The sequence below is a fragment of the Faecalibacterium sp. An58 genome, assembly GCF_002161515.1.
GTDB lineage: Bacteria > Bacillota > Clostridia > Oscillospirales > Ruminococcaceae > Faecalibacterium > Faecalibacterium avium.
Genome location: NZ_NFHX01000008.1, coordinates 1 through 22,002 on the forward strand (window position 1 = coordinate 1; position 22,002 = coordinate 22,002).

A 22,002-nucleotide genomic window follows, 5' to 3' on the forward strand; every position below is an offset into this window, starting at 1 on the left:
CAAAGTAGAATTTAAAAGTTTCTTGATCAGCATTGGTCAGGTTGCTGTAAATGTTGATCGTTTTACTATTGGAGCCGGCACCATTAAATGCATTAGGGTCTATGTTTGAAAAATTATACAAAATGAAAGATCGGATTTACTGTTTTTTACAAATTTAGTATACAGGAAAAAGCGCCGCCAATCAAGCGTTTTACCGCAAACGGGACGATTTGTCCGCAAACTGGAAAGGTATACCTTCCCAAACCCCCAAAACGAAGCGGCCCCCGGCTCTGTACAGGCAGAGACAGGGGCCGCTTTTTGCGGGTGTGGGCGCCGAAAAAGCCCTGCCCGGCCAGCGGAGGGCGCCGGCCGGGCAGGTATACGGAAGGGAATCCGCAGAGGAAGAAATCAATAACGCAGGCCGAAGTTCAGCTCGTAGTAATTCCCGGCGGCGTCGCGGTAGGCGTAAGCCTTGCCGTTCTCGTCCTTGAGGGAATCGGCCATGTACTGGTCTTTGTCGTAGCCGGGCACATCGTTGGGGCTGGCGCAGATGCCGTCGGCATTGACCGCCAGGACCTCGTCCCCGCGGGGCAGGGTGATGGGCAGCCGGCCGATGGGCTCAAAGCGGCCGAAGATGACATCCAGGGTGGCGGAGGGGTAGGTGTCGAAACCGGCGGTGAGGGCGTCGGCGTAGGGCTCCACGTTGCCCACCATCCAGGCCAGAGGGAAGTTGATGTTGGTGATCACCTTGCCGCCGTGGGCATGGACCGCCGCGGCGATGGCAGGGATCCGCTTGGCGCCGGACAGGGTGGTCTCGACGTGGGTCTGGGCCAGAGGCTTGCCGTCGGGGCCGACGTCGCAGACGGTCTTATCCTCGCAGATGTCCAGCTCCAGATAGCCGGGGGTGGCGTTGAAGTAAGCGCCCGAGGAGGGGCTGACCATCAGGATGGCGTAGTCGGCCTGGGCGGGATCGTCGGTGAGGTGGTAGTGGGCCAGCATCTCGCGCAGGGCCTTGGTGGCAGCCTCGCCCTTTTCGGCCTCCTTGGCAAAGGCTTCGGCGTAGATCTTGGCGCCCGACAGCTTGTCGCTGGTCAGGGGCAGGGTGTGATCCTGGTTTTTCAGCAGGACGACGCTCTCACGGTGCACCAGGGAAGCCTCGTTCCAGTCTTCCTCGTTGGCCACCACTTCGGCGGCGTGCTTGGGATCGGCGTAGGGGTTCTCGAACATACCCTGCTGGAACAGCTCGGTCAGGGTGCGGGTGACGGCGCGGTCCAGGCTCTCGTCGGTGAGGACCAGGTCCTCTTTGCGGAATCCTTCGGGCACCGGGTGGGTGTCGTAGTAGCCGTTGGTGGCGCGGTCGTAGGCTTCACGGCCTTCGGCGTTGTCGAACAGGCCGCTGATCAGGTCCACGCCCGACTGCGTGACGGCAAAGCCGATCCGCTCGGGCACATCCAGGGCCTCCACGCCCCAGCTCATGTTGTGGGTGATGCCGGTATCCGAGTTGATGTAGCCCGCAAAGCCCATCTGATGGCGCAGGATACCGTCGATGAACACCTTATTGTAGGCGAAGCCGTAGGGGTCCATCCGCAGGGCGTTGCCCTCGCAGTCGGTCTGGGGGCCGCTCTTGGCGGCTGCCGGCTTGGAGTAATAGGGCATGATGGAAGCCGCATGGTACTGGATGGCGGGACGGAAGGCGGGGATGTGGTATTTCTGCAAAGAGCCTTCGGTGGCGTAGACGTTCCACTGGCCGGCGGCATAGTGGGGGTCAAAGCCGTTCTCGCGGGCGCCGCCGCCGGGGAAGTGCTTGACGGTCATGGACACGCCGTCTTTGGTGACGCCGTCGGCGCTGCCCTGGATGCCGGGGATCAGATGCTCGAAGATCTTTTCGATCAGCTCGGGGTCTTCGCCGAAGGTGCCGAAGGTGCGCTGCCAGCGGGGATCGCTGACGCAGTCGGCCATGTACATATAGCCCTTGCGCAAGCCGCAGGCGGACCACTCGCGCCGGACACAGTCTGCGAACTTGTCGATGATGGCCATGTCGCCGTCCTCGCCCCGGACGGCGGCGGCAATGCCCATGGTGCCGGGCCAGGTGGCAAAGACGCCCGAAGCGTCGTTCATGCCAAAGACCACCTCGCCGTTTTCGTTGCGGGAGTTGGAGACCACCTGCACGGGAACGAAGTGCTCGCACTCCTCGGCCACGGCGTGCAGCTGGTTGAGCCAGTCGGCCATGTAAGAGGGGGTGGGGTTGGCCCGGAGGATCAGATGGCGGTTGAACCAATCCTTGATCAGGGTGGTGGTGCCGGGCAGGTGCTGTTCGCCAAAGATGGTCTTGCCGTTGAACTCGGCGTCATCCAGAACACCGGACTCATCGGGGACCACCGTGTGGCTGGCGCCGGGGGCGGGGCAGGCGGGGCCCATCCGCCAGTCCGAGATGAACAGCTGGGCGATCTTCTCGTCCACCGTCAGGGTCTTGACATAGGCGGCGGCGCGGTCGGCGGGGTCCAGACGCCAGTCGTTGACGGCTGTCAGCTGGCCGGTGCCGTCGATATCCTTAAAGGTGAGGCCGTCCTGCTCGATGACCCGGCGGGACACCGTGCCGATGGTAGGGCCGTTGGGATTGTGGTAATATGTAAGGTTGTCGGATGCTTTTTTTGCCATGAAGCGTTCCTCCTTCTGGGGGTATGGGCCGGCCGGACACAGCCGGCGGCGGGCGATATATCACTATTCCTATTATGGCACAAAAGAAGCCCAAAAGGAAAGGATTATTTTTGGAGGAATCCGTATAATTTTTTCATTCTGCCCGATTTTACCGGCTTTTGGGCAAAGAAATCGTATACTTCAGAACAAATTCGGGCCTTTGAAGTGTGAAAAATGCCCGCGCGCAAAGCCGCCTGTCTTTTCTCAAATGAACTTTTGTGCTATAATAGGGCCGTATTTACAGAAACTTGAGAGAACAACTTCCGCGGCGGAAGGGGCAATACGGAAAAGCATCGAGATCAAAGACTGAGGAAACGGAAGGTGATTGGATGAAGGTCGAGATCAGCCGCGTGCTGGAAAAGCTGACCGGCGCGCAGAATGTGGGCTTGACCAGGATGACCCCGCCCTTCGAGGGGATCGAGAACTTTGATTACGGCCTGCGCCGGGCCCTGGATGCAAAGTTCGACTGGCCGGACTTCGGGGACATGATGCTCCATCAGGTGCCCGAAAAACGGCTGGTTTTTGTGCGGGGCGTGTTCGAGCTGCGGTTCGCGTTTTTCCTTTCGCCGGACGAAAAGGATACCCTGTACTGCATTGGGCCCTGGGCCTCGGGGCCGCGCAGCAAAGAATCCATCGCCTGGTGCAGCGCTTACCTGGACGAAAAGGCCCAGAAGGTGGTGGAGGAATACCACAACCGGGTGCGGCAGATCGACGACAACGCTATCAAGACGCTCCTGTTTGCCATCATCTCTCTGCTTTTTCCCGAGGGGGAGCTGCGCACCGAGGAGTGGCGGGAGTTTATGCCCCTGCATTTCCGGCTCAGCATCGAAAGTTTCAGCGACACGTCCTTCACCGAACAGCTGCCTGCCGAGCTGATCGCCGAGCGCTATGCCAGCGAGAACCGGATGCTGCAGGCGGTGACCAAAGGCGACAACGAGGAGGCTATGGCCGCCTATGAGAATTTCCGGCGGTTCCAGCTGACGCCGCGCCTGCACAGCCCCCTGCGGGACTTCAAGAACTTTTCCATCATCCTGAACAGCCTGCTGCGCAAGGCCATCGAGCAGGCCAGCGTCCACCCGTATTACATCGACCGGATCTCGTCCCGGTTCGCCATCGAGATCGAGGCGCTGGCCAGCCTGGAGGAAGGGGAACGGCTGCGGATGCGGATGGTGAAGGAATACTGCCTGTATGTAAAGAAATACTCCCTGCAGCAGTACAGCCCCCTGATCCAGAAGGTGATCAACGAGGTCAACCTGCACATGGACTCCAGCCTTTCCCTCAAGAGCCTGGCGGCCCAGTGCTACATCAGCCCCAGTTACCTGTCCAATGTGTTCAAGCAGGAGACGGGCCAGACCCTGACCGACTACATCAGCAGCCGCCGGATGGAGCGGGCCGCCCGCCTGCTGCTGACCACCAACGCCCGGGTAGCCGTGGTGGCCGAAAAGGTGGGCATCCTGGATGTGAACTACTTTACCAAGATGTTCAAGAGTGCCACCGGCCAGACCCCCACCCACTACCGCAGGGATCAGCGGGCCAAGGCCGCTCTGGAGGTGGCTCCCGACGGCGCGCCCCCGCTGCCCCAGACCCCGGAGCGGGAAAAACGGGAAAAAACCAGAAAATCTTGAAATTCCCTCTTGCAAAGCTGCGCCCGGTGTGCTATAATACACCTCGCAGCTGTGCTGCTATAGCTCAGTTGGTAGAGCGCATCCTTGGTAAGGATGAGGTCTCCAGTTCAAATCTGGATAGCAGCTCCATATGCAATGCAAAAAGCCTCGAAGGTAGGAACCTTCGGGGCTTTTTGGCGCAAAAGCGGCGTTTGCCCTTGACAACCGGCCCGGGAAAGATTAAAATGGATACAAAGAAGTGACATACTTCTGTAAAAAGAATATCTGTTTGGCAAACCTGTAGAAATGCAGGGGCGCAAAGCATGAAGCCTGACGTGTCCGCAGCTGGCTGCGGCGCAAGGTGGTTCGGCTGCAATGACCTGGTTATCCGGGTGCCATTGCAGCCTTTTTTCATCCGCCGGGCCATGTGCGCCGGCCAGGAAGTGGAGCGTGTGGGTTTTTGAAGTTCTGTATCAAGCTGGCGGGCGTTGTGGTGGAGATCCGGTGCAGGTATTCCTACATTTGGCAGATGTGCGAGGGATATCGTGTAGAAGAAGCTCCGGCTTTTGCCGTATGTGCCAGTGCAGACGAGATCGAAACGGAGCGTGCTTCCATGCCGGCGGCTTCGCTGGGATACTGTGAAAGCCTCTGCATCTACCGGGCTATTTGCTGCCGGATGCCGCAGTATGGCGCATTTCTGATGCACGCGGCGGTGGTGGCTGTGGACGGCGAGGCATATATTTTTGCTGCACCCAGTGGTACAGGCAAGACGACCCACATCCGGCTTTGGCTGGATCTGTTTGGTGACCGCGCCCAGGTGGTCAATGGCGATAAGCCGTTGATCCGTGTGGAGAAAGAGGGGGTCTATGCGTGCGGTACCCCCTGGCAGGGAAAAGAAAGGCTGGGCTGCAATATCATGCTGCCAGTGCGGGGCGTTTGCTTTCTGGAGCAAAGTCCCCAAAACAGCATCCGCAGGCTGACCATGTCGGAGGCGGGCAGGCGTATTTTCCAGCAGGTGCTGATCCCCAAAAAGGAGCCTTGCTTCGATTGCTTCTGGACCTTGCTGGAGCGTATGATGACGACCGTGGACTTTTACCTGCTGCAATGCAACCGTGAACCGGCGGCTGCACAGCTTTCTTATGAGACGATGAGGAGGAAACAAGATGCTGAAAACCAAAAAGGGGTTTTTGCTGCGTCATCTGGGGGATGAGGCCATGGTGGTGGCCATCGGCGAGGCCAGCAAGAGCTTCAACGGGATGATTCGGCTGAATGAGACCGGCGCTTTCTACTGGAAAGAGCTGGAGCAGGGCGCCACCCCCGAGGAGCTGGTGGCCAAGACCCTGGAGCGCTATGAGGGCGTGGACGCAGAAACGGCCCGCCGGGACGTGCAGGCGTTCCTGGAGAGCATTGAGGTGGCACTGGAGAGCGATGGAGCGGACCATTGAACAGCAGCTGGCCGCCGGAGACCGTGCCCTGTCCTGGACGGTAGGGGTGAGCATGGAGCCGCTGCTCCACGCCCGCAAGAGCACCGTGGTGCTGGAACCGCCCAAAGGACCGCTCAAGCGGGGAGACGTGGTGCTCTACCGCCGTCCGGCGGGGGAGTATGTGCTGCACCGCATCGTCAAGGTACTGGACGGCGCTTACCGCATCCGGGGCGACAACTGTTATCGGTCCGAGAAGGTGCCTGCCGGCTGGGTGATCGGCGTGATGACCGGCTTCTATCAGGATGAACGGGATACATACACCAGCTGCGACAGCCCGGCTTATCAGAAATATGTCAAAACCGTCCCTTTGCGCTACACGGCCTTGTGGCTGCGGGCCTTTCCGGGACGTGTTTATAGAAAACTGCAACGCATTGTCAACCGAAGGAGGGGTGAAGGCATATAGATAAGAAAAGGAATACCGCAAAGCGGCTGCCGAGCTGATCTTATTTGACAACAGCGATGTGGTGGTGACCTCGGATGGTGAAAATGGCGGTTGCACACATGGACAGAGTAATGGTATGTGCAACAATGCAGTGGGAAACCAGTACGGGCAACACTAAAAATGACATGCTGCTGACACAATACAATGCTTTGGATGATTCTATTTCGATGAGTAAGGAGGAATTGCAATGGATTCGAAAAAGGGTTATACGCAATATGAGCCGGCCGCTGCTGAGTTGGTGTTATTTGATAACAATGATGTAGTGGTGACCTCGGGTAGTGAAAATGGCGGTTGCGTAACGTGGTCTAACCAGAACAATGTGTCTTGTCATTATGGTTTGACAGTATCATAAAAACAAACAAATAAATGAATCGGCAAACAGATTTTTGATCTGTTTGCCGATTTTTGTAAACTGCATTTACGAAAGGAACGACCTATGTTTTATAGACTAAAATCCCCCTATGCGCTGCGTGGCTGGGAGGGAATGGCCTGGGTGCTGGTCAAACAGCCCGAAAATCAGGTCGATCAGCTGTCACAAGAAGCATTTCAGACCCTGCTGCTCTGCGATGGAGAAACAGAGCTGCCTGGCGGCCTGTTGGATGACGCAATGGAAAAGGCGCTGAAACAGTATGAGGAAAACGGCGTTGTGGAATCTTGCGAAGAGCCGCAGCCAATAGAAAAACGACAGTATTACAAATATTACCATAACCGGTATGTACGAAGCATCTTCTGGTCCATCACAGGAAAATGCAACTATCGCTGCCGTCACTGCTTTATGGATGCGCCGGAGGGAGCGCTGGGGGAGCTGTCCACCCAGCAGGCTTTTGACCTCATTGACCAGATGGCGGAATGCGGTGTGCTGCAGGTCGATATCACGGGCGGCGAGCCCTTTGTGCGGAAGGATTTCTGGCAGCTGGTGGACCGGATCCGTTCCTATGGGATGGTAATAGGAAAGATTTATACAAACGGCTGGCTGTTGCATGAAGCGATTCTGGATGCATTTGAGCAGCGCGGGATAAAACCTGCTTTTTCCATCAGTTTTGATGGGGTAGGCTGGCATGACTGGATGCGGGGTGTTCCCGGTGCAGAGGAAGCAGCGCTGCGTGCACTGCGCTTGTGCAGCCAGCGAGGATTTTATACCGATGTTGAAATATGCATTCATCGTGGCAATGTGGATACCTTGCCGCAGACGATCGAAGCACTGAAAAAAAGCGGTGTCCAAAATGTAAAAGTGGGCAATGTTGCAATGACAGACCTTTGGTGCCGCAACTGTGATGGCAATGCCATGACAGACCAAGAATTCGTCGAAGCGATGATTCCTTATATCACCTGGTATTATCAAGCAGGACAACCTATCGAGCGTTTGGTTCTATGCAATGTGGCAGACCTTGGTCGGAATAGGCCCTATAAAATTGTTGCAGAACCTCATGATGGAACTGAAAAATGCTTGAACTGCTATATGTGCGGTGCGGCCCGGATGTCCTGCTATATCACCCCGGAGGGCAGACTGCTGCCCTGCATGCCCATGACGGCCAGTCCCCAGCAGGAAAAATTCCCGCTGGTGCAGGACATTGGTCTGAAGCAGGGCCTGAGCGACAGCTATTATATGCAGTTTGTGAACGGGCGCATCAGGGACCTTCTTGCAGAAAATGCAGAGTGCAACGCCTGCCAGTATCGCTATAAGTGCGGCGGCGGGTGCCGGGCAACGGCATTATTGGACGGAAACCGCCAGCTCATGGGCTGCGACCGTACTATGTGCCTGCTGTGGAAAGGCGGCTATGTAGACCGTATCCGGCAAGTGGCGGACGAAGCCGAAGCCAAATACGGCGCTGCACAGAACACACTATAATAAGGTAGGGGACGGGGCATGGAGCAAAACCACAACAGGCGCAGCCAGGGGGCTGCACGGTGGCTGTGGCGGGTGGCCGGAAAATACAGAGGCTGTGTTGCGGGCCTGATGCTGATGGAAGCGGCCCTGGGGGCCAGCGGGGTGGCCTATGCCATGCTGTTTCGGGAGATGATCGACGGGGCGGCGGCAGGGCGGATGCGCACCTTCGTGTGGGCGGCCGTGCTGCTGGCCGGACTGACTCTGGCGCAGATGATCCTGGACGCACTGGGAAGCCTGCTGGCCGAGTGGACCCGGGCCACCGTGGAAAACCGGCTGAAAAGCCGGCTGTTCGACTGCCTGCTGCACAAGGACTTTGCCACCGTAAAGGCCAAGCATTCGGGGGAGTGGGTGTCCCGGTTGACGTCGGATACGGTGGTGGTGGCAAACGGCCTGGTGAACATCCTGCCGGGGCTGGCAGGGATGCTGGCCCGGCTGGCGGGGGCACTGGGGATGCTGCTGTACCTGCAGCCCGCCTTTGTCTATGTCGTGCTGCCGGCCGGGCTGGCGGTGCTGGCGGTGACCACCCTGCTGCGAAAGGTCCTCAAGCGGCTGCACAAGCAGATCCAGGAGGCCAGCGGGGCGGTACTGTCCTTCCTGCAGGAGCGGCTGGAAAGTATGATGATCGTCCATGTTTTTGCCATGGAGGAGCGCACCGGCCGGCAGGCCGCCCAAAAGATGGAGGCCCACAAGGCCGCCCGGCTGCGGCGCAACCATTTTTCCAATCTGTGCTATTTCGGCTTTGGAGGGATCGTCAACGGCGGGTATCTGCTGGCGGCGGTCTACTGCGGCTATGGGATCATGCAGGGGACCATCTCATACGGCACCTTTGCGGCGGTGCTGCAGCTGGTGGGACAAGTGCAGTCCCCGGTGGCGGGCATCACCGGAGTGGTGCCCCAATACTATGCCATGACCGCCAGCGCCGAGCGGCTGATGGAGGCTGAAGCTTACCCCGATGACGGCGGAGAGGCGCCGGTCCCCGCCCGGGAGATCGCCCGCTTCTATCGGGAATCCTTTGAGAGCCTGGGCGTGCGGGGCGCCAGCTTCTCCTACCGCACCTTTGAGGGGGAAAGCCACGTCTCGGAGCGGCTGGCCGTCATCGACGGGCTGGACCTGGAGGTGCGCAAGGGGGAGTATGTGGCCTTTACCGGCCATTCCGGCTGCGGCAAGAGCACCCTGCTCAAGCTGCTCATGTGCCTGTATCCCCTGGATAAAGGGCAGCGCTACCTCAAGGCCAGGACCGCCGCCGGCCCGGCGGAGTACCCGCTGACAGCGGCATGGCGGGGGCTGTTTGCCTATGTACCCCAGGGCAATCAGCTGATGAGCGGCACCATCCGGGAGATCGTGGCCTTTGGGGAGCCGGCCGCCATGCGCCAGGAACAGCGGCTGTGGCGTGCTTTGGAGGTGGCCTGCGCCGACGGCTTTGTACGGGAGCTGGAACACGGCCTGGACACCGCCCTGGGCGAACACGGCAGCGGCCTGTCCGAAGGGCAGATGCAGCGGATCGCCATTGCCCGTGCGGTGTTTTCGGAGCGCCCCATTTTGATCCTGGATGAGTGCACCAGCTCGTTGGACGAGGACACCGAACAGAAGCTGCTGACCAACCTGCGCCGGATGACCCAAAAGACCGTGCTGATCATCACCCACCGGCCTGCGGCCCTGTCCATCTGCGACCGGCAGGTGGAGATGGCCCCCGAGGGCCGGAACCATGCATAAAGTTCTCGGAAAATGTATATTTCTGAAATGAGATGCAGGAAACGCTTCCAACCGCTTGACAAAAAAGAAATGACATTATAAAATGTTTTCAGGAATAAGCACAATGGTGCACCCATAAATTGGATATCGTTTTGGCAAACCCATAGAAATGTGGGGACGCAAAGTTGGAAGCCTTAAACGACGCAGATCAAGCGGGACTGGAGATGCGGCGAAAGGTGGTTCGGCCGCAATTCTTGTCTGGATTGCGGCCATTTTGTTTTTTGGTGAAAGGCCTTGCCCGCCAGGGCCGGGGTATGTTGCAGGAGGTGGACGACGTCGTGAGACGACTTTCGTATCTGTTCATTGTTGTGATCATCGTCAGCAGTCTGCTGCTGGCGGGTTATTCCCCCGATCTGTTGTCCTTGATCGTCGTCGGGGGAATGTGCATCATTTCCGTTTTGGGCAGCATCTATTGCCTGGCGCCGGTGATCTCATTCACCAACGGCCTGCGCAACGGGCAGGAGAACATCGCCCAGGCGGCCAGCTCGGAGGGCAACTCCGCCTGGATCGCGGCGTTCCAGATCGACCGGTTCTTCCGCCAGAAGCGGCTGGACCTGCTGTTCCAAGAATACCGCGAGAAGGTGCGCCAGCAGCGGGACAGCGGCCTGATCGTCAGCGACCTGGATGACAGTATGAACGAGGACGTGCTGGGGCTGTACAGCTGGCAGAGCGTGGCGGCCCAGATCCCCGGCGTTATGACCGGCCTGGGCATCTTGGGCACCTTCATCGGCCTGCTGATGGGCCTGCAGGGGGTCAGCTTCACCACGGTGGACGCGGCTTTGAACAGCGTGGAGAACATCCTTTCGGGCATCAATACCGCCTTCTATACCTCCATCGCCGGCGTCATCCTGTCCATCCTGTTCAACATCGCCAACAATATCCTGCGCAATGTCATGAACCGGGAGATGTCCCTGTTCCTGGAGGAGTTCCACAAGACCATCATCCCCACCACCGAGGAACAGAGCCGTTACAGCGACCGGCGGGAGTCCCGGCAGATCGTGGAGCTGCTGGAGCGGCTGCCCAAGCGCAGCACCATGGTCGGAGCGGCGGCGAGCCGCCCGTCGGGCAACGAGCAGATCCTGATGCCCCAGATCCTGGACGGCCTGAAGCGCAACGAGTTCGTATTCTTCCTCCAGCCCCGGTATGAGCTGAACACCCGCAAGGTGATCGGGGCGGAGGCTTTGGTGCGCTGGAACCACCCCGCTCTGGGCGTGATCTCGCCGGCGGTGTTCATCCCTGTGCTGGAGGGCAACGGCTACATCACCAAGCTGGACCAGTACATATGGGAAAAGGTGTGCCAGCAGGTGCGCATCTGGATCAACGGCGGGCTGCACCCGGTGCCGGTGTCGGTGAACGTCACCAAGACCGACGTGCTGGCCATGGATGTGGCGGACTTCTTTTTGGATATGCTCAAAAAGTACCGCATCCCGCCCAAATACCTGGAGATCGATATCTCGGAGCACGCCTATCTGGAAGCCTACGGCGTGCTGACCGACGTGGTGGCCCGGCTGCAGCAGGCGGGCTTCCGGGTCATTTTGGACGGCTTCAACGGGGATTACATCAAGCTGAGCAGCGTGGGACAGATGAGCACCGACCAGCTCAAGCTGGACCTGCGCAGCGAAGGGCTGGACGGCAAGCCCGAGGCCCTGCCCCCGGTGTTTGAACAGGCCAAGACCCTGCATCTGAACCTTCTGGCCGAAGGGATCGAGAGCATGGAGCAGCTGACCATGCTGCGCAAGTGCGGCTGCACCGAAGGCCAGGGATACTTCTTCTCCCAGCCTTTGTCGGTGCAGGAGTTTGAGAAGATGCTGAAAGTGGGGCAGAATCGATGAGGCCCAGAAAGAGACGGGGAGATTCCAGATACAATTTCTGGCAGCCCGCTACCGATATGATGAGCGGCCTGGTATTCGTGCTGATCCTGGTCATCGCACTGCTGGGCCTGTACATCCTCAGCGACTACACCGGTTATCTGGAGGACTACGGCGCCTCCAGCGGCGCTTCCAGCTACCCCAACGGGGACGAATGGGAGGGCGACAGCTGGGACGACTGGGACGGCGGCTGGAACTGGGATGACTGGGACGGCGGCGGTGGCGACGACGAGGAGGAGATCGTCGCCGGCGGCGGAGGAGCCTACCCCGACGAAGGGGTCAAGTCGGCGGTGTATGTGGAACTGGTGGACGCGGAGACCGACCGCCCCATCCAGGAGGAAAACATCCGCTTTGAGCTGTACCGCACCGACATCACCCACCTGCAGGAGGGTTCCCTCCAGATCCTGAACACCTATTACCCCGAAAAGATCTCTTACCGGCTGTACGCCACCCGGGAGGACGGCACCTTCTATCTGCCCGAAAAGATCTGGCAGGGGAACTATTATTTCCACGAACTGAACGCGCCGGAAGGCTATGACCTGGCGGCGGATACCTACTTTGATGTCAATGAGCTGTTCGACTGGCCCGAGCCCTATGTGGTGCAGATCCGCCTGTCCCCGGCCAAAAACATCATCCGGATCCAGATGAACGACGCCGACACCCAGCTGCCGGTGGGCGGCGGCACCTTCTGGGTGATCGCGGCGGAGAACATCATCACCATGGACGGCACGGTGCGCTACACCACCGGCCAGGTGGTGGATACCATCTACTGCGACGAGGAGGGCTACGGGGAGAGCGACGAGCTGTACCTGGGCGCCTATACGGTGCAGCAGGTGGGAGCGCCCGAGTACTACGCCTCGATGACCGAGACCTTCACCGCCGAGGTGGAGCAAAGGACCGGCGCGCTGCCCGAGGTGCACGAGGTGGAGGCCGAAAAGACCCAGATCGTGCTGCACGTGGCGGATGAGCTGTACGCCGACCAGAACATCGGCGGAGCGCGCTTCACCGTCACCAACCAGCGCACCGGCCTCACCCAGCAGCTGACCACCGACAGTGCCGGCAACGCCGTGCTGACCAACCTGGAAAAAGGCGTCACCTACACCATCCAGCAGAGCCAGACGGTGGGGGACTACCGGCCGGACAGTGACACCTATGAAATGGTGGTGACGGCGGACGGCCGGGTCAACGGCGAGAGCAGCGCTCAGCTGGAGATCACCAACCGTGTGCTGCGGGTGGTGATCCACCCGGTGGACGCGGTGCTGCGCACCAACACCCTGGACCAGCAGTTTGCCCTGTACGACAGCCAGGACAATATGCTGGAATCCTGGACCTCCGACGGCCAGGACCTGGTGCTGACCGACCTGCCCGAGGGGGATTACTACATCCTGCACAACGGCGATGCGGAGCAGAGATACACCTTCCGCGTGACCGATACGGCCAGCGTGCAGACCTGGACCATCTCGCTGTTCACCCTGCGCAGCGTCGTGGCTCTGGTGCTGGCGGCCCTGCTGACGGCGGGGGTCATCGTCCTGATGGTGTTCCTGATCCGGCTGGCCGCCCGCAAACACGAGGAGGCCCGCAGGAAAAAGCAGGAGGAGCCCCCCAAGGAAAAGCAGGAGAAGGAAACACCCCCTGCGCCCAAGCATTGACAGGCAGAAAGGACGGAGGTGAACGGATATGAATCAAGACGAGATCCGGATCGGGGATCTGCTGAGTACCCTCCTCAAGCGGTGGAAACTGCTGGTGGGACTGACGGTGCTGGGATTTGTCATCGGCTTTGTGCTGAACAGCATCTCCTTTGTGCGGGGCAATTACACCAGCTATGAGATCTACTGTTCGGTGGCTGTGACCTCAGAGGACGCCACCACCGGCGGCCACGATTTCAACCTGGCCGAGGATATGACCGAGGCCACCGCCTATCTGATGACCAGCTACCGGGTGCTGAGCGCCGCCATCGACGAGGCCGAGGTGATCTCGGTGACGCCCCAGGATGTGGCCAGCAACCTGAGCATCCGGCGCTACAACGACACCCAGATCCTGGAGATGACCCTCTGGTGGACCAACGCCGACGCCGGCGTGGAACTGATGAATTCCATCCTGAACGTCACACGCCGGATGATGCCCCTGACCCTGATGCAGGGCTCCCTGATGGAGATCGACGCGCCCGCGGCCTACTTCACCCCGGGCGGCGGCGGATACGTCAGCATCCGGTGGTGGATCACCGGCCTGATCGGCCTGGTGCTGGGCCTGGGCATCGTAGGCATCGAATTCCTGGTGCGGCCCACCCTGATGGATCCCAAGAGCGTGGAGGATACCCTGGGACTGGAGATGCTGGGCATCATCCCCCGGGATGTGCCCTATTTCCAGAGCACCAAGGAGCTGCTGAGCAGCGAGCCCACGGGCAACTCCTCCATCGAACAGAACTTTGCCGCCGCGGCATACATCCTCTGCAACCGCCTCAGCGGCAAAAACAAGAACCACTGCTTCTATATCACCTCCGCGGAGGATGGTGAGGGCAAGAGCACCGTTGCGGCCAACCTGGCGGTACAGATCTCCAACCTGGAGCGCCATGTGCTGCTGGTGGACCTCAACCTGCGCAATCCCAGCCTGGGCGGGATGTTCCTCCAGACGGTGGACTACAACCGCACCCTGAACGCGCTGTATAAAGGGGAGGCCACCGTACAGGATGCGGTGGTGTCCCTGACGGGGTATCTGGATCTGCTGCCCGCCGTGCTGGAGCGCAACGCGGTCAACCTGGACGGCGCCCTGTTCGAGTTCCTCAAACAGATGATCCCCCATTATGAGTACATCATCGTCGATACGCCCTCCATCGGCCAGTCCTCGGACGTGCTGCGTCTGAACGAGATCGCCGAGGCGGCGCTGATGGTCATCCGCTACGACACGGTGCCCATGCCCGCCATCCAGGAGGCCATCGACAAGCTGGATAAGTCGGGCATCCGGATCCTGGGCTGCATCGTCAACGCTTCCAAGCAGATGCGGGGCTTCCGCTCGTGGCAGTCGCCCCCGCCTCCGCCCCCGGCGGATACGGCCATGGAGGCCGACGAGCAGCGCCCGGCCATTCCCCAGCAGAGCGACGCGGGCTGGTCCACCCCCGGCCAGGCTCCGGAGGAGCCCCGCAGTGTGCTGGATGAGCTGATCGGCGACCAGGACGGCAAGGATAAGGTGCTGTCGGACGACGAGGCCATCGACGCGCTGCTCCAGATGGGCGCCGAGGGCAGCTGGAAACAGCCCCAGGAGGACGCTCCGGCACAGGATGAACCGGAACCGACCGACCGTCCCCAAGAACAGCCCGAAGCCGCCCCGGTGCAGGAGCCCGAGGTGAAGGAGGAACAGCAGGTGTACCAGACCGTGGGCGCTGCCCCCGAGCCGGAACAGGCCCCGCCTGCCGCGCCCCAGCCCGCCCCCGAGCCGGACGAGGAAGCCCGGCGGGCCGAGCGGAAGAACGCCCTGCTGGAAAAGCTGAACGGCACCAAAAAGACCGGCCGGAAAGCCGGCGGCAAGAGCAAGCCGAAGCACGGATGAGGGTATGAAAGGAACGAGGAGGATTTGAAGCATCTCAATGAAACGGGACTGCTGCTGGCTCTGATGCGGGCTGCCCTGCACCAGGACTGGCAGGCGCAGCTGCCCTGGCCCGCAGGGTGCAGCACCCAGAAGCTGGAGGATCTGATCTTGCGGCAGAGCCTGGTGAGCATGATCTACCCGGTGCTCAAAAACCAGAAGGGCGCGGCCTGGGCGCCTTTGCAGCAGAGCATGAAGCGCCCCTATGAAAAGATGATCCAGCTGGGGGTCATGCAGGAATATGAGATCCAGGCCCTGCTGGACAGCTTTGAGCAGGAGGGCATCGACTGTATGCCCATAAAGGGCTGGATCACGCGCACTTTTTATCCCGACCCGCTGATGCGCAGCATGGCGGACCTGGATGTGGTGATCCGGCAGATGGACAGCGGACGGATGCGGACCTGGATGGAAGCCCGGGACTATGTCTACGACGACACCGAAAAGAGATTCCACGATGGATACTGGAAGCTGCCCTTCATGTATGTGGAGCTGCACCAGTGCGCCACCGACCGGCGCAGCCTGCCGGCGGACGAGGCCGCCTGGGTCGAGCAGAAGGAACAGAGGCTGTGGGACCCGGAGAACCTGCTGCCGGGCAAAAAGCACATCTACCGCATGGGGATGGAGGACTTTTATGTCCACAGCCTGCTGCACTTCCGCAAGCACTTCACCGGCTCGGGGGTGGGCATCCGCTTTCTGGCGGATATCTATGTGTTCCGTCAGCAGCGGCTGCCCCTGGATGCCGCCCGCATCCGCAGCCAGCTGGAAGCGGTGCACATGACCGCCTTCGCCCGCCAGATGGAGCGGATCGCCAACGCCTGCTTTGACGGGACGGGTACCCCCGCCCTGGACCGGGACGCCGCACTGGTGGTGGACTACCTCGTCAACGCAGGGGTACACGGGGGCCGGGAGGTGCAGCGGGCCCTGCAGGTACAGCAGAGAGGCCAGAGAACCTATCTGCACAATATGCCCCGGGAGGTGCTGCGCCAGTGCTTCCCCTCCGCCGAGGTGCTGCATAAGCGGTACCCCCGCCTGGAAAAGGCGCCCTGGCTGCTGCCCGCCTACTGGGCTGTCCGGGCCGTCCGGATCGTGGCGCAGGAGCGGTATAAGATCGGCCAGGCCCGCCGCAGCAGCTCCAAAAAAGCCTACGACCAGCTGCGGGAGGTATACCTGGCTGCCGGCGTGCTGGAAAAATAAAAAGAAAGGGACCGCTGCAGAACGAAAGCCGTTGTGCAGCGGTCCTTTTTTGCGGGAAATCGTAAAATGATGCTATACGAATGGTTGTATGCTGTATGACGTAATGCTGTTTGTATAAAAATGGGAGGCCCCGCGCTCCGGAAAGCGGTCAGGAGAGGCCCAGAGCCGCCGTAACCAGCTTGAGCACCCCCGCCAGCACCATGACAAGGATGGGGTCCAGCTTGCACTTCATGAGCAGGAAAACGCACAGCGCGAAGATGGCTGCCATCACCCACTGGGTGGAGGCAAGGGAGATGGCCGAGGAGCCCCAAAAGGCGGTGACCAGGATGGAAATGCCCGCCGAGGCGATCATGGCCACCACCGCAGGCCGCAGGGAACCCAATACACCTTGTAGAACCACCAGGTTGCGATACTTGAGGTAGAGCCTGGCGATGAGGGTGACGATGACGCAGGAGGGCAGGATGCACCCGAGGGTGGCTACGGCCGCCCCCGGCAGCCCCGCGATCTTGATGCCCACAAAAGTAGCCGAGTTGATGGCGATGGGGCCGGGGGTCATCTGGGAAATGGTGATCAGGTCGGTGAATTCGGCCATGCTCAGCCAGCCGTGCTGGTCCACGATCTGGCCCTGGATCAGGGGAATGGCCGCATAGCCGCCCCCAAAGCTGAACAGCCCGATCTGCAAAAAGCTCAGAAACAGCTGAAGGTAGATCATTGCCCTGCGCCCCCTTTCCGGCGGGCCAGCAGGACCCGCAGCACGCCGATGCCGGCGCACACCAGCACCACCGCCACCACATTGACCCCCAGGAAGCAGGTGGCCGCAAAGGCCCCCGCCATGATGGCCATGGAGGAGGCGCTTCTGCTGTGGACCACGTCCGCCCCCATCTCCCACACCACCGAGGCGATGACGGCCCCCACCCCGGCCTGCATCCCCGCCAGCATCTGGCTGACGATGAAGTTGTGCCGGAAAGCCTCATAAAAGACCGAGATCACCGAGATGATGAGGAAAGGCGGGATGATGGTGGCCACGATGGCCACCACGGCCCCCAGCATCCCTGCCAGCTTGTAGCCCACCACGATGGCCCCGTTCACCGCGATGGCGCCCGGGGCGGATTGGGCGATGGCCACCAGATCCAGCATCTCGTCCTCGCCGATCCAGTGGTATTCGTCCACAAATTTTTTCTTGAGCAAGGTGACGATCACATAGCCGCCCCCAAATGTGAAGGCGCTGAGATACAGCGTAGAGAAAAAGAGCCTGGTCAATACCGTTTTTTTATCATTCAATGCGTAACCCTCCCTGCAAAGGCGAATGTGCCAGAGGAATCATAACACGCTCTGCGGGGGAAGTCAAACCCTGTCTGTCCCCAAAAACGGCCCGCCAGGATCAAAAGGGAGCTTTGGGAAGATTTTCCGGTCTTTGGTGGCATGGGCAACGTAAAATATAGGTTTTGGCCATACCGTTGCAAAAATGGAGTGCTATACTTAGGATGGTTTTGGGCGCCCGGCGGCAGCGCGGGGCGCCGGTTTCTGAAAGATTTGGCGATCCAGAAAGGATAGATGCAGATGAATACAAAACCAAAAAAGAAAAGGCGCATTTGGATACCCATTGTGGTAGTGCTGGCGGTGCTGCTGGCCATAGCGGCCCTGGTGCCCGTCGTGGCGCCGGCCGTGGGCAAGTGGTTCACCTCCCAGGAGACTGCCATACGGGACGGCTGGGCCGTGGATGTGGGAGATCTGATCGGCGTGGAGGAAGAACACCAGATCGAGATCCGCACCGCCTCGGCGGATGCCAGCATCACGGTGCTGCAGCTGGTCCCCACCGACATCGACCAGGAAGGTTTTACTTATTATGACACTGCCGTCCAGCAGCGGATCCGGGCTGTGCTGGACAAGGGCCAGACCACCCAGAACCTCAACTGGACCGCAGAGACCCCTCTGGCGGTGCTGAATCCCTTCGGCACCGGTGCCAATGGTCTGTATCTGTATTTTGAGACGGATTTCCCCACCCAGGTGGAGTATACCATCCGGGTGGAGGATGAGCGCATCCCGGATTTCACCGCCGTCGCCGCCGACAGCTCGGGCCGGGAGTATTCCACCCGGCATGAGTTCCAGATGATCGGCCTGGTGCCCGGTGAGGTGAACGAGGTCACCATGACACTGCGGGGCAGCTGGGGCAACGTCCGGCAGACCGTCCGCTTCACCATCGAGATGCCCGAGCCCTATTCCGGCTACGACACCGTCCTGGAGGTGACCGACGGGACGAGTACCGAGCCGCTGGACGAGGGCCTGTTCACCATGATGCGCACCAACGGCCATCTGGGATACGGGTTCCTGTTCGACAACGCCGGCGTCATGCGCTATGAGATGGTGCTGGAAGGCTTTGGCATGGACCGCATCCTGACCTATGGGGATGAGATCGTCACCTGCGTGTCGGCCAACAAGCTGGCCCGGATCAACGGGCTGGGCGAGGTGGAACAGGTGTACCCTCTGGGCGAGTATGAACTGCATCACGACATCAACTATGGCCGGGACGGCACGGTGGTGGCTCTGGTGGAGCAGACCGGCGCGGTGGATGTGGAAGACCTGGTGGTGGAAGTGGACCTGGCCAGCGGCGAGGTGGATCTGCTGCTGGACTTCAAGGACCTGATGGCGGACTACCACAGCCAGACCCGGCCCATCGGCGCCACCGATCCCTTCTTCTGGCAGGCAGGGGAGCAGGACTGGATCCACCTGAACACCATCCAGTACCTGCCCGACAGCGACAGCCTGGTGGTCTCCTCCCGGGAGACCTCCACCGCCATTAAGGTAGGGGACGTCCATGGCCAGGCGGCCATCGACTGGTTCTGCGGCGATCCCGCCTTCTGGGAGGGCACCGGCTATGAAGAATACTGCCTGGAGCCGGTGAACGACTTTACATGGCAGTACGGCCAGCACAGCGTCGAATACGCCCCCGCGGAAGAAGAAGGGGTGTGCTACCTGCGGATGTTCAACAACAACTATTGGGCTCTGTCCTCCCGCAGCGACGGCTACCAGCCCGACCTGCCCGACACGGTCAGCACCGAGATGTACGGCGGGAACGGGGACGCCAGTTACAGCTACACCTACCGCATCGACGAAAACGCAGGCACGGTGGAGCTGGTGGACTCCTTCCCGGTGCCCTATTCCAGCATCGTGTCCAACGCTACCCTCAACCCGGACACCGGGCACTGGGCGGTCAACAGCGGCGTGGCCATGGTGTATGGCGAATACGACAGCCAGGGCAATTTGATCCGCCAGTATGCCTACGAGTGCACCATGCAGGGCTACCGCACCTTCAAGTACGATTATAAGGGCTTCTGGTTCCAGTAAGGACCGGCCCTGGTACCAGGACAGCCCCTCGGCCTGACCGCGGCCGGGGGGCTTTTTGTGTGGCTTATTCCATCATGCCGGGCCGCAGGATGTTGTAGCGGCGCAGCAGCTGTTCGGCCACGGTACCCTGCACCAGACGCAGCAGAGGCTTTGCGGCCATCTGGACCGGCCCGGGCAGGGCGTCCAGCGGGCTGCGCCCGTCCATCAGACAGACGGTGCTCTCCAGCAGGGTGCGGATGTCGTAGACGCTGCCCCAGACCTCGGGCACGCCGCGGTCCACTCCCAGCAGGCCGTAGACGGCCTCCATGGCGGTGCGCACCGAGTATTCGGTGGTGAACACCGTATCCCGGGGGGTGTCGGCAAACTGGCCCAGGAAGGCAAAATTGACGCAGCCGTCGGGGATGACGTCGGGGCGGTCCCCCTTGGCGCGGGGCATAAAGAAAGCGGTGATATAGGGCATCATGGTGGGGACGCAGACGGCGCTGTGGGCAGCCAGCTGGGGGATCTGGTCCACCGGCACCCCGATGTGGTAGAGCCACTCCTGGGTGATCTCACAGCCGGTGCAGTCCTTCATGGGCTTTTGGATGTAGTCCCCGGGCACATCGGTGAACAGGCCGTAGACCCAGACGCAGACCTTGCCGGGGTCCTGCTCTTTGAACTGGCCCTGGCGGTTGATGGTCCAGCTGAGCAGCCAGCTGGAGTCCTGGCAGCTGACGATGCCGCCGGTAACCACACGGCCCGAGCGGGGGTCCCGCTGGCAGATGGCCTCGATGTAGGGCAGGATGCGGCCGTCCAGGGTGGTGATGGTGGCCGACTCCCAGTTGGTCTTGGAGATGTCGGAGCAGAATTTCTCGGGATGGCCAAAGGCGGGGTCCTGCCGGGCGATGTTTTTCCACAGGCTCCAGCAGCCGCTGGTGCGCACCTCGGCGTCCCCGTTGGGGGCGTGGTCCTGGTCGCCGTAGATGGTGCCCTCGGTGCAGCTGCCATTGGTGACAAAGACCAGGTCGTTCTCGGTCAGGGGGATCCCCTGCTCCTTGCCGTCGCAGCGGCATTCCAGGGCGGTGGCCGTCTTTTTGCCGTCCCGGTGCTCAAACAGCACGTTGGTCACCTCCACCCCAAAGCGGAAGTCCACCCCGGCGTCCTCCAGGTATTTCTGCATGGGGAGGATCAGGGACTCGTACTGGTTGTAGCGGGTGAATTTGAGGGCGCTGAAATCGGGCAGACCGGCGATGTGGTGGATGAACCGCTGGAAATAGAGCTTCATTTCCAGGGCGCTGTGCCAGTTCTCAAAGGCGAACATGGTGCGCCAGTACAGCCAGAAGGTGGACTGGAACACCTCGTCGTCAAAGACGTCCTCGATGGTCTTGTCGTAGAGGTCCTGGTCGGGGGTCATGAACAGCTTGACGATCTCCATGCAGCCCTTCTGGCTCAGGTTGAACCGGCCGTCGGTGTGGGCGTCCTGCCCCCGGCGGACGGTGGCCCGGCAGAGGGAGTAGTTGGGGTCGTGCTTGTTCAGCCAGTAGAATTCGTCCAGAACCGAGGCCCCCGGCTTCTCGAGGGAGGGGATGGAGCGGAACAGGTCCCACAGGCACTCGAAGTGGTCCTCCATTTCCCGGCCGCCCCGCATGATGTAGCCCCGGGTGGGGTCGAAGATGCCGTCACAGGCCCCGCCGGCCACGTCCATGGCCTCCAGGATGTGGATGTGGTCCCCCGGCATCTGGCCGTCCCGCACCAGGAAGCAGGCGGCGGCCAGGGCGGCCAGGCCGCTGCCCACGATCCAGGCCTGCTTGTCCTCCACCCCGGCGGGCTTTTCGGGCCGTGCAAAGGCCTCGTAGTTGCCGCTGGTGTAGTAGATGCCCTTGGCGTTTTTGTGCTGTTTGCCCCGCTCGGTGTTGCGGTAGCCGGCCAGCTGCCGGGCCTGGCGGACTGCGCAGGCCCGCTGCTGCTGTTGGTATTTCCGGCGCAGCAGCACGGCGGTGCCGGCTCCGGCGGCCCCCAGGGCTGCGGCTGCGGTGAGCTTGGAGAGATGGTTCGACATAAGATAGACCGTCCTTTCCGGGTGATGTGTAGGTGTTGCCTGAATGGTAGCATAAAAGGACGGCGGGGTGCTATGGGCAGAAAAGCCCCGGTGCGCAAAAACTGCACACCGGGGCGGGTTTGTAAGGGGGCG

At 60.7% G+C, this 22,002-nt stretch carries 16 protein-coding genes, 1 tRNA gene and 2 riboswitches; of the genes, 13 read left to right on the forward strand and 4 right to left on the reverse strand.

What is annotated here, in order from left to right; genetic code table 11:
- Positions 1 to 387: 387 nt before the first annotated feature.
- A complete protein-coding gene (locus tag B5G12_RS07100) occupies positions 388 to 2,637 on the reverse strand; it encodes a glycoside hydrolase family 3 N-terminal domain-containing protein (RefSeq protein WP_087324407.1) in 2,250 nt (749 codons plus the stop codon).
- Positions 2,638 to 3,005: 368 nt separating this feature from the next.
- On the opposite strand from B5G12_RS07100, the gene B5G12_RS07105 reads away from it, so the two are divergent.
- The 12 genes from B5G12_RS07105 to B5G12_RS07155 all read left to right on the forward strand — a co-directional run bounded on the left by B5G12_RS07105 (position 3,006) and on the right by B5G12_RS07155 (position 16,487).
- Entirely contained in the window at positions 3,006 to 4,301 is a 1,296-nt protein-coding gene (locus tag B5G12_RS07105) for a helix-turn-helix domain-containing protein (RefSeq protein ID WP_087324408.1), read from the forward strand.
- 53 nt (positions 4,302 to 4,354) lie between these two features.
- Positions 4,355 to 4,430, forward strand: a tRNA-Thr gene (locus tag B5G12_RS07110).
- A gap of 131 nt (positions 4,431 to 4,561) precedes the next feature.
- Positions 4,562 to 4,658, forward strand: a riboswitch (cyclic di-GMP riboswitch).
- Between the two features lie 112 nt (positions 4,659 to 4,770).
- Positions 4,771 to 5,490 (forward strand): hypothetical protein, encoded by a 720-nt coding sequence (locus B5G12_RS07115; RefSeq protein ID WP_144064112.1) that lies wholly within the window; start codon positions 4,771 to 4,773, stop codon positions 5,488 to 5,490.
- On the forward strand, positions 5,444 to 5,725 hold the full coding sequence (locus B5G12_RS07120; protein ID WP_242955967.1) for a PqqD family protein: 282 nt from the start codon (positions 5,444 to 5,446) through the stop codon (positions 5,723 to 5,725). Before B5G12_RS07115 ends, B5G12_RS07120 begins: the two co-directional genes overlap by 47 nt.
- Positions 5,709 to 6,167 carry a S24/S26 family peptidase gene (locus B5G12_RS07125; RefSeq protein ID WP_087324409.1) on the forward strand — a complete coding sequence of 153 codons (459 nt, stop codon included), beginning with the start codon at positions 5,709 to 5,711 and terminating at the stop codon, positions 6,165 to 6,167. The genes B5G12_RS07120 and B5G12_RS07125 overlap by 17 nt, the downstream gene beginning before the upstream one ends.
- A 226-nt stretch (positions 6,168 to 6,393) precedes the next feature.
- Positions 6,394 to 6,558 (forward strand): hypothetical protein, encoded by a 165-nt coding sequence (locus B5G12_RS14620; RefSeq protein ID WP_158099689.1) that lies wholly within the window; start codon positions 6,394 to 6,396, stop codon positions 6,556 to 6,558.
- 132 nt (positions 6,559 to 6,690) lie between these two features.
- Positions 6,691 to 8,055 (forward strand): radical SAM/SPASM domain-containing protein, encoded by a 1,365-nt coding sequence (locus B5G12_RS07130; RefSeq protein ID WP_158099690.1) that lies wholly within the window; start codon positions 6,691 to 6,693, stop codon positions 8,053 to 8,055.
- An 18-nt stretch (positions 8,056 to 8,073) separates the two neighbouring features.
- A complete protein-coding gene (locus B5G12_RS07135; RefSeq protein ID WP_087324411.1) occupies positions 8,074 to 9,807 on the forward strand; it encodes an ABC transporter ATP-binding protein in 1,734 nt (577 codons plus the stop codon).
- A gap of 123 nt (positions 9,808 to 9,930) precedes the next feature.
- Positions 9,931 to 10,039, forward strand: a riboswitch (cyclic di-GMP riboswitch).
- A gap of 85 nt (positions 10,040 to 10,124) precedes the next feature.
- Entirely contained in the window at positions 10,125 to 11,678 is a 1,554-nt protein-coding gene (locus B5G12_RS07140) for an EAL domain-containing protein (protein ID WP_158099691.1), read from the forward strand.
- Positions 11,675 to 13,363 carry an MSCRAMM family protein gene (locus tag B5G12_RS07145; protein WP_087324413.1) on the forward strand — a complete coding sequence of 563 codons (1,689 nt, stop codon included), beginning with the start codon at positions 11,675 to 11,677 and terminating at the stop codon, positions 13,361 to 13,363. Before B5G12_RS07140 ends, B5G12_RS07145 begins: the two co-directional genes overlap by 4 nt.
- 28 nt (positions 13,364 to 13,391) lie before the next feature.
- On the forward strand, positions 13,392 to 15,257 hold the full coding sequence (locus B5G12_RS07150) for a polysaccharide biosynthesis tyrosine autokinase (RefSeq protein ID WP_087324414.1): 1,866 nt from the start codon (positions 13,392 to 13,394) through the stop codon (positions 15,255 to 15,257).
- Between the two features lie 24 nt (positions 15,258 to 15,281).
- Positions 15,282 to 16,487, forward strand: coding sequence for a nucleotidyltransferase family protein (locus B5G12_RS07155; RefSeq protein ID WP_087324415.1), 1,206 nt, complete (start codon positions 15,282 to 15,284; stop codon positions 16,485 to 16,487).
- Positions 16,488 to 16,635: 148 nt separating this feature from the next.
- On the opposite strand, the gene B5G12_RS07160 is transcribed toward B5G12_RS07155, so the two are convergent.
- Entirely contained in the window at positions 16,636 to 17,199 is a 564-nt protein-coding gene (locus B5G12_RS07160) for a chromate transporter (protein WP_087324416.1), read from the reverse strand.
- Complete coding sequence (locus B5G12_RS07165; RefSeq protein ID WP_087324417.1) at positions 17,196 to 17,768, reverse strand: chromate transporter; 573 nt, start codon at positions 17,766 to 17,768, stop codon at positions 17,196 to 17,198. The genes B5G12_RS07160 and B5G12_RS07165 overlap by 4 nt, the downstream gene beginning before the upstream one ends.
- A gap of 279 nt (positions 17,769 to 18,047) precedes the next feature.
- Here B5G12_RS07165 and B5G12_RS07170 point away from each other — a divergent pair, with 279 nt between their 5' ends.
- The gene (locus B5G12_RS07170) at positions 18,048 to 19,832 is read left to right on the forward strand and encodes an aryl-sulfate sulfotransferase (RefSeq protein WP_087324418.1); all 1,785 of its coding nucleotides are present in this window, start codon (positions 18,048 to 18,050) and stop codon (positions 19,830 to 19,832) included.
- 64 nt (positions 19,833 to 19,896) lie between these two features.
- On the opposite strand, the gene B5G12_RS07175 is transcribed toward B5G12_RS07170, so the two are convergent.
- Positions 19,897 to 21,870: an oleate hydratase gene (locus B5G12_RS07175; RefSeq protein ID WP_087324419.1), complete on the reverse strand. Its 1,974-nt coding sequence runs from the start codon at positions 21,868 to 21,870 to the stop codon at positions 19,897 to 19,899.
- Positions 21,871 to 22,002: the final 132 nt, after the last annotated feature.

What these genes read in the sequence shown, in the direction of transcription:
- B5G12_RS07100 (WP_087324407.1), bottom strand. Translation starts at nt 2,637, where the DNA reads ATGGCAAAAAAAGCATCCGACAACCTTACATATTACCACAATCCCAAC.
- B5G12_RS07105 (WP_087324408.1), top strand. Translation starts at nt 3,006, where the DNA reads ATGAAGGTCGAGATCAGCCGCGTGCTGGAAAAGCTGACCGGCGCGCAG.
- B5G12_RS07120 (WP_242955967.1), top strand. Translation starts at nt 5,444, where the DNA reads ATGCTGAAAACCAAAAAGGGGTTTTTGCTGCGTCATCTGGGGGATGAG.
- B5G12_RS07125 (WP_087324409.1), top strand. Translation starts at nt 5,709, where the DNA reads ATGGAGCGGACCATTGAACAGCAGCTGGCCGCCGGAGACCGTGCCCTG.
- B5G12_RS14620 (WP_158099689.1), top strand. Translation starts at nt 6,394, where the DNA reads ATGGATTCGAAAAAGGGTTATACGCAATATGAGCCGGCCGCTGCTGAG.
- B5G12_RS07130 (WP_158099690.1), top strand. Translation starts at nt 6,691, where the DNA reads ATGGCCTGGGTGCTGGTCAAACAGCCCGAAAATCAGGTCGATCAGCTG.
- B5G12_RS07135 (WP_087324411.1), top strand. Translation starts at nt 8,074, where the DNA reads ATGGAGCAAAACCACAACAGGCGCAGCCAGGGGGCTGCACGGTGGCTG.
- B5G12_RS07145 (WP_087324413.1), top strand. Translation starts at nt 11,675, where the DNA reads ATGAGGCCCAGAAAGAGACGGGGAGATTCCAGATACAATTTCTGGCAG.
- B5G12_RS07150 (WP_087324414.1), top strand. Translation starts at nt 13,392, where the DNA reads ATGAATCAAGACGAGATCCGGATCGGGGATCTGCTGAGTACCCTCCTC.
- B5G12_RS07160 (WP_087324416.1), bottom strand. Translation starts at nt 17,199, where the DNA reads ATGATCTACCTTCAGCTGTTTCTGAGCTTTTTGCAGATCGGGCTGTTC.
- B5G12_RS07170 (WP_087324418.1), top strand. Translation starts at nt 18,048, where the DNA reads ATGAATACAAAACCAAAAAAGAAAAGGCGCATTTGGATACCCATTGTG.
- B5G12_RS07175 (WP_087324419.1), bottom strand. Translation starts at nt 21,870, where the DNA reads ATGTCGAACCATCTCTCCAAGCTCACCGCAGCCGCAGCCCTGGGGGCC.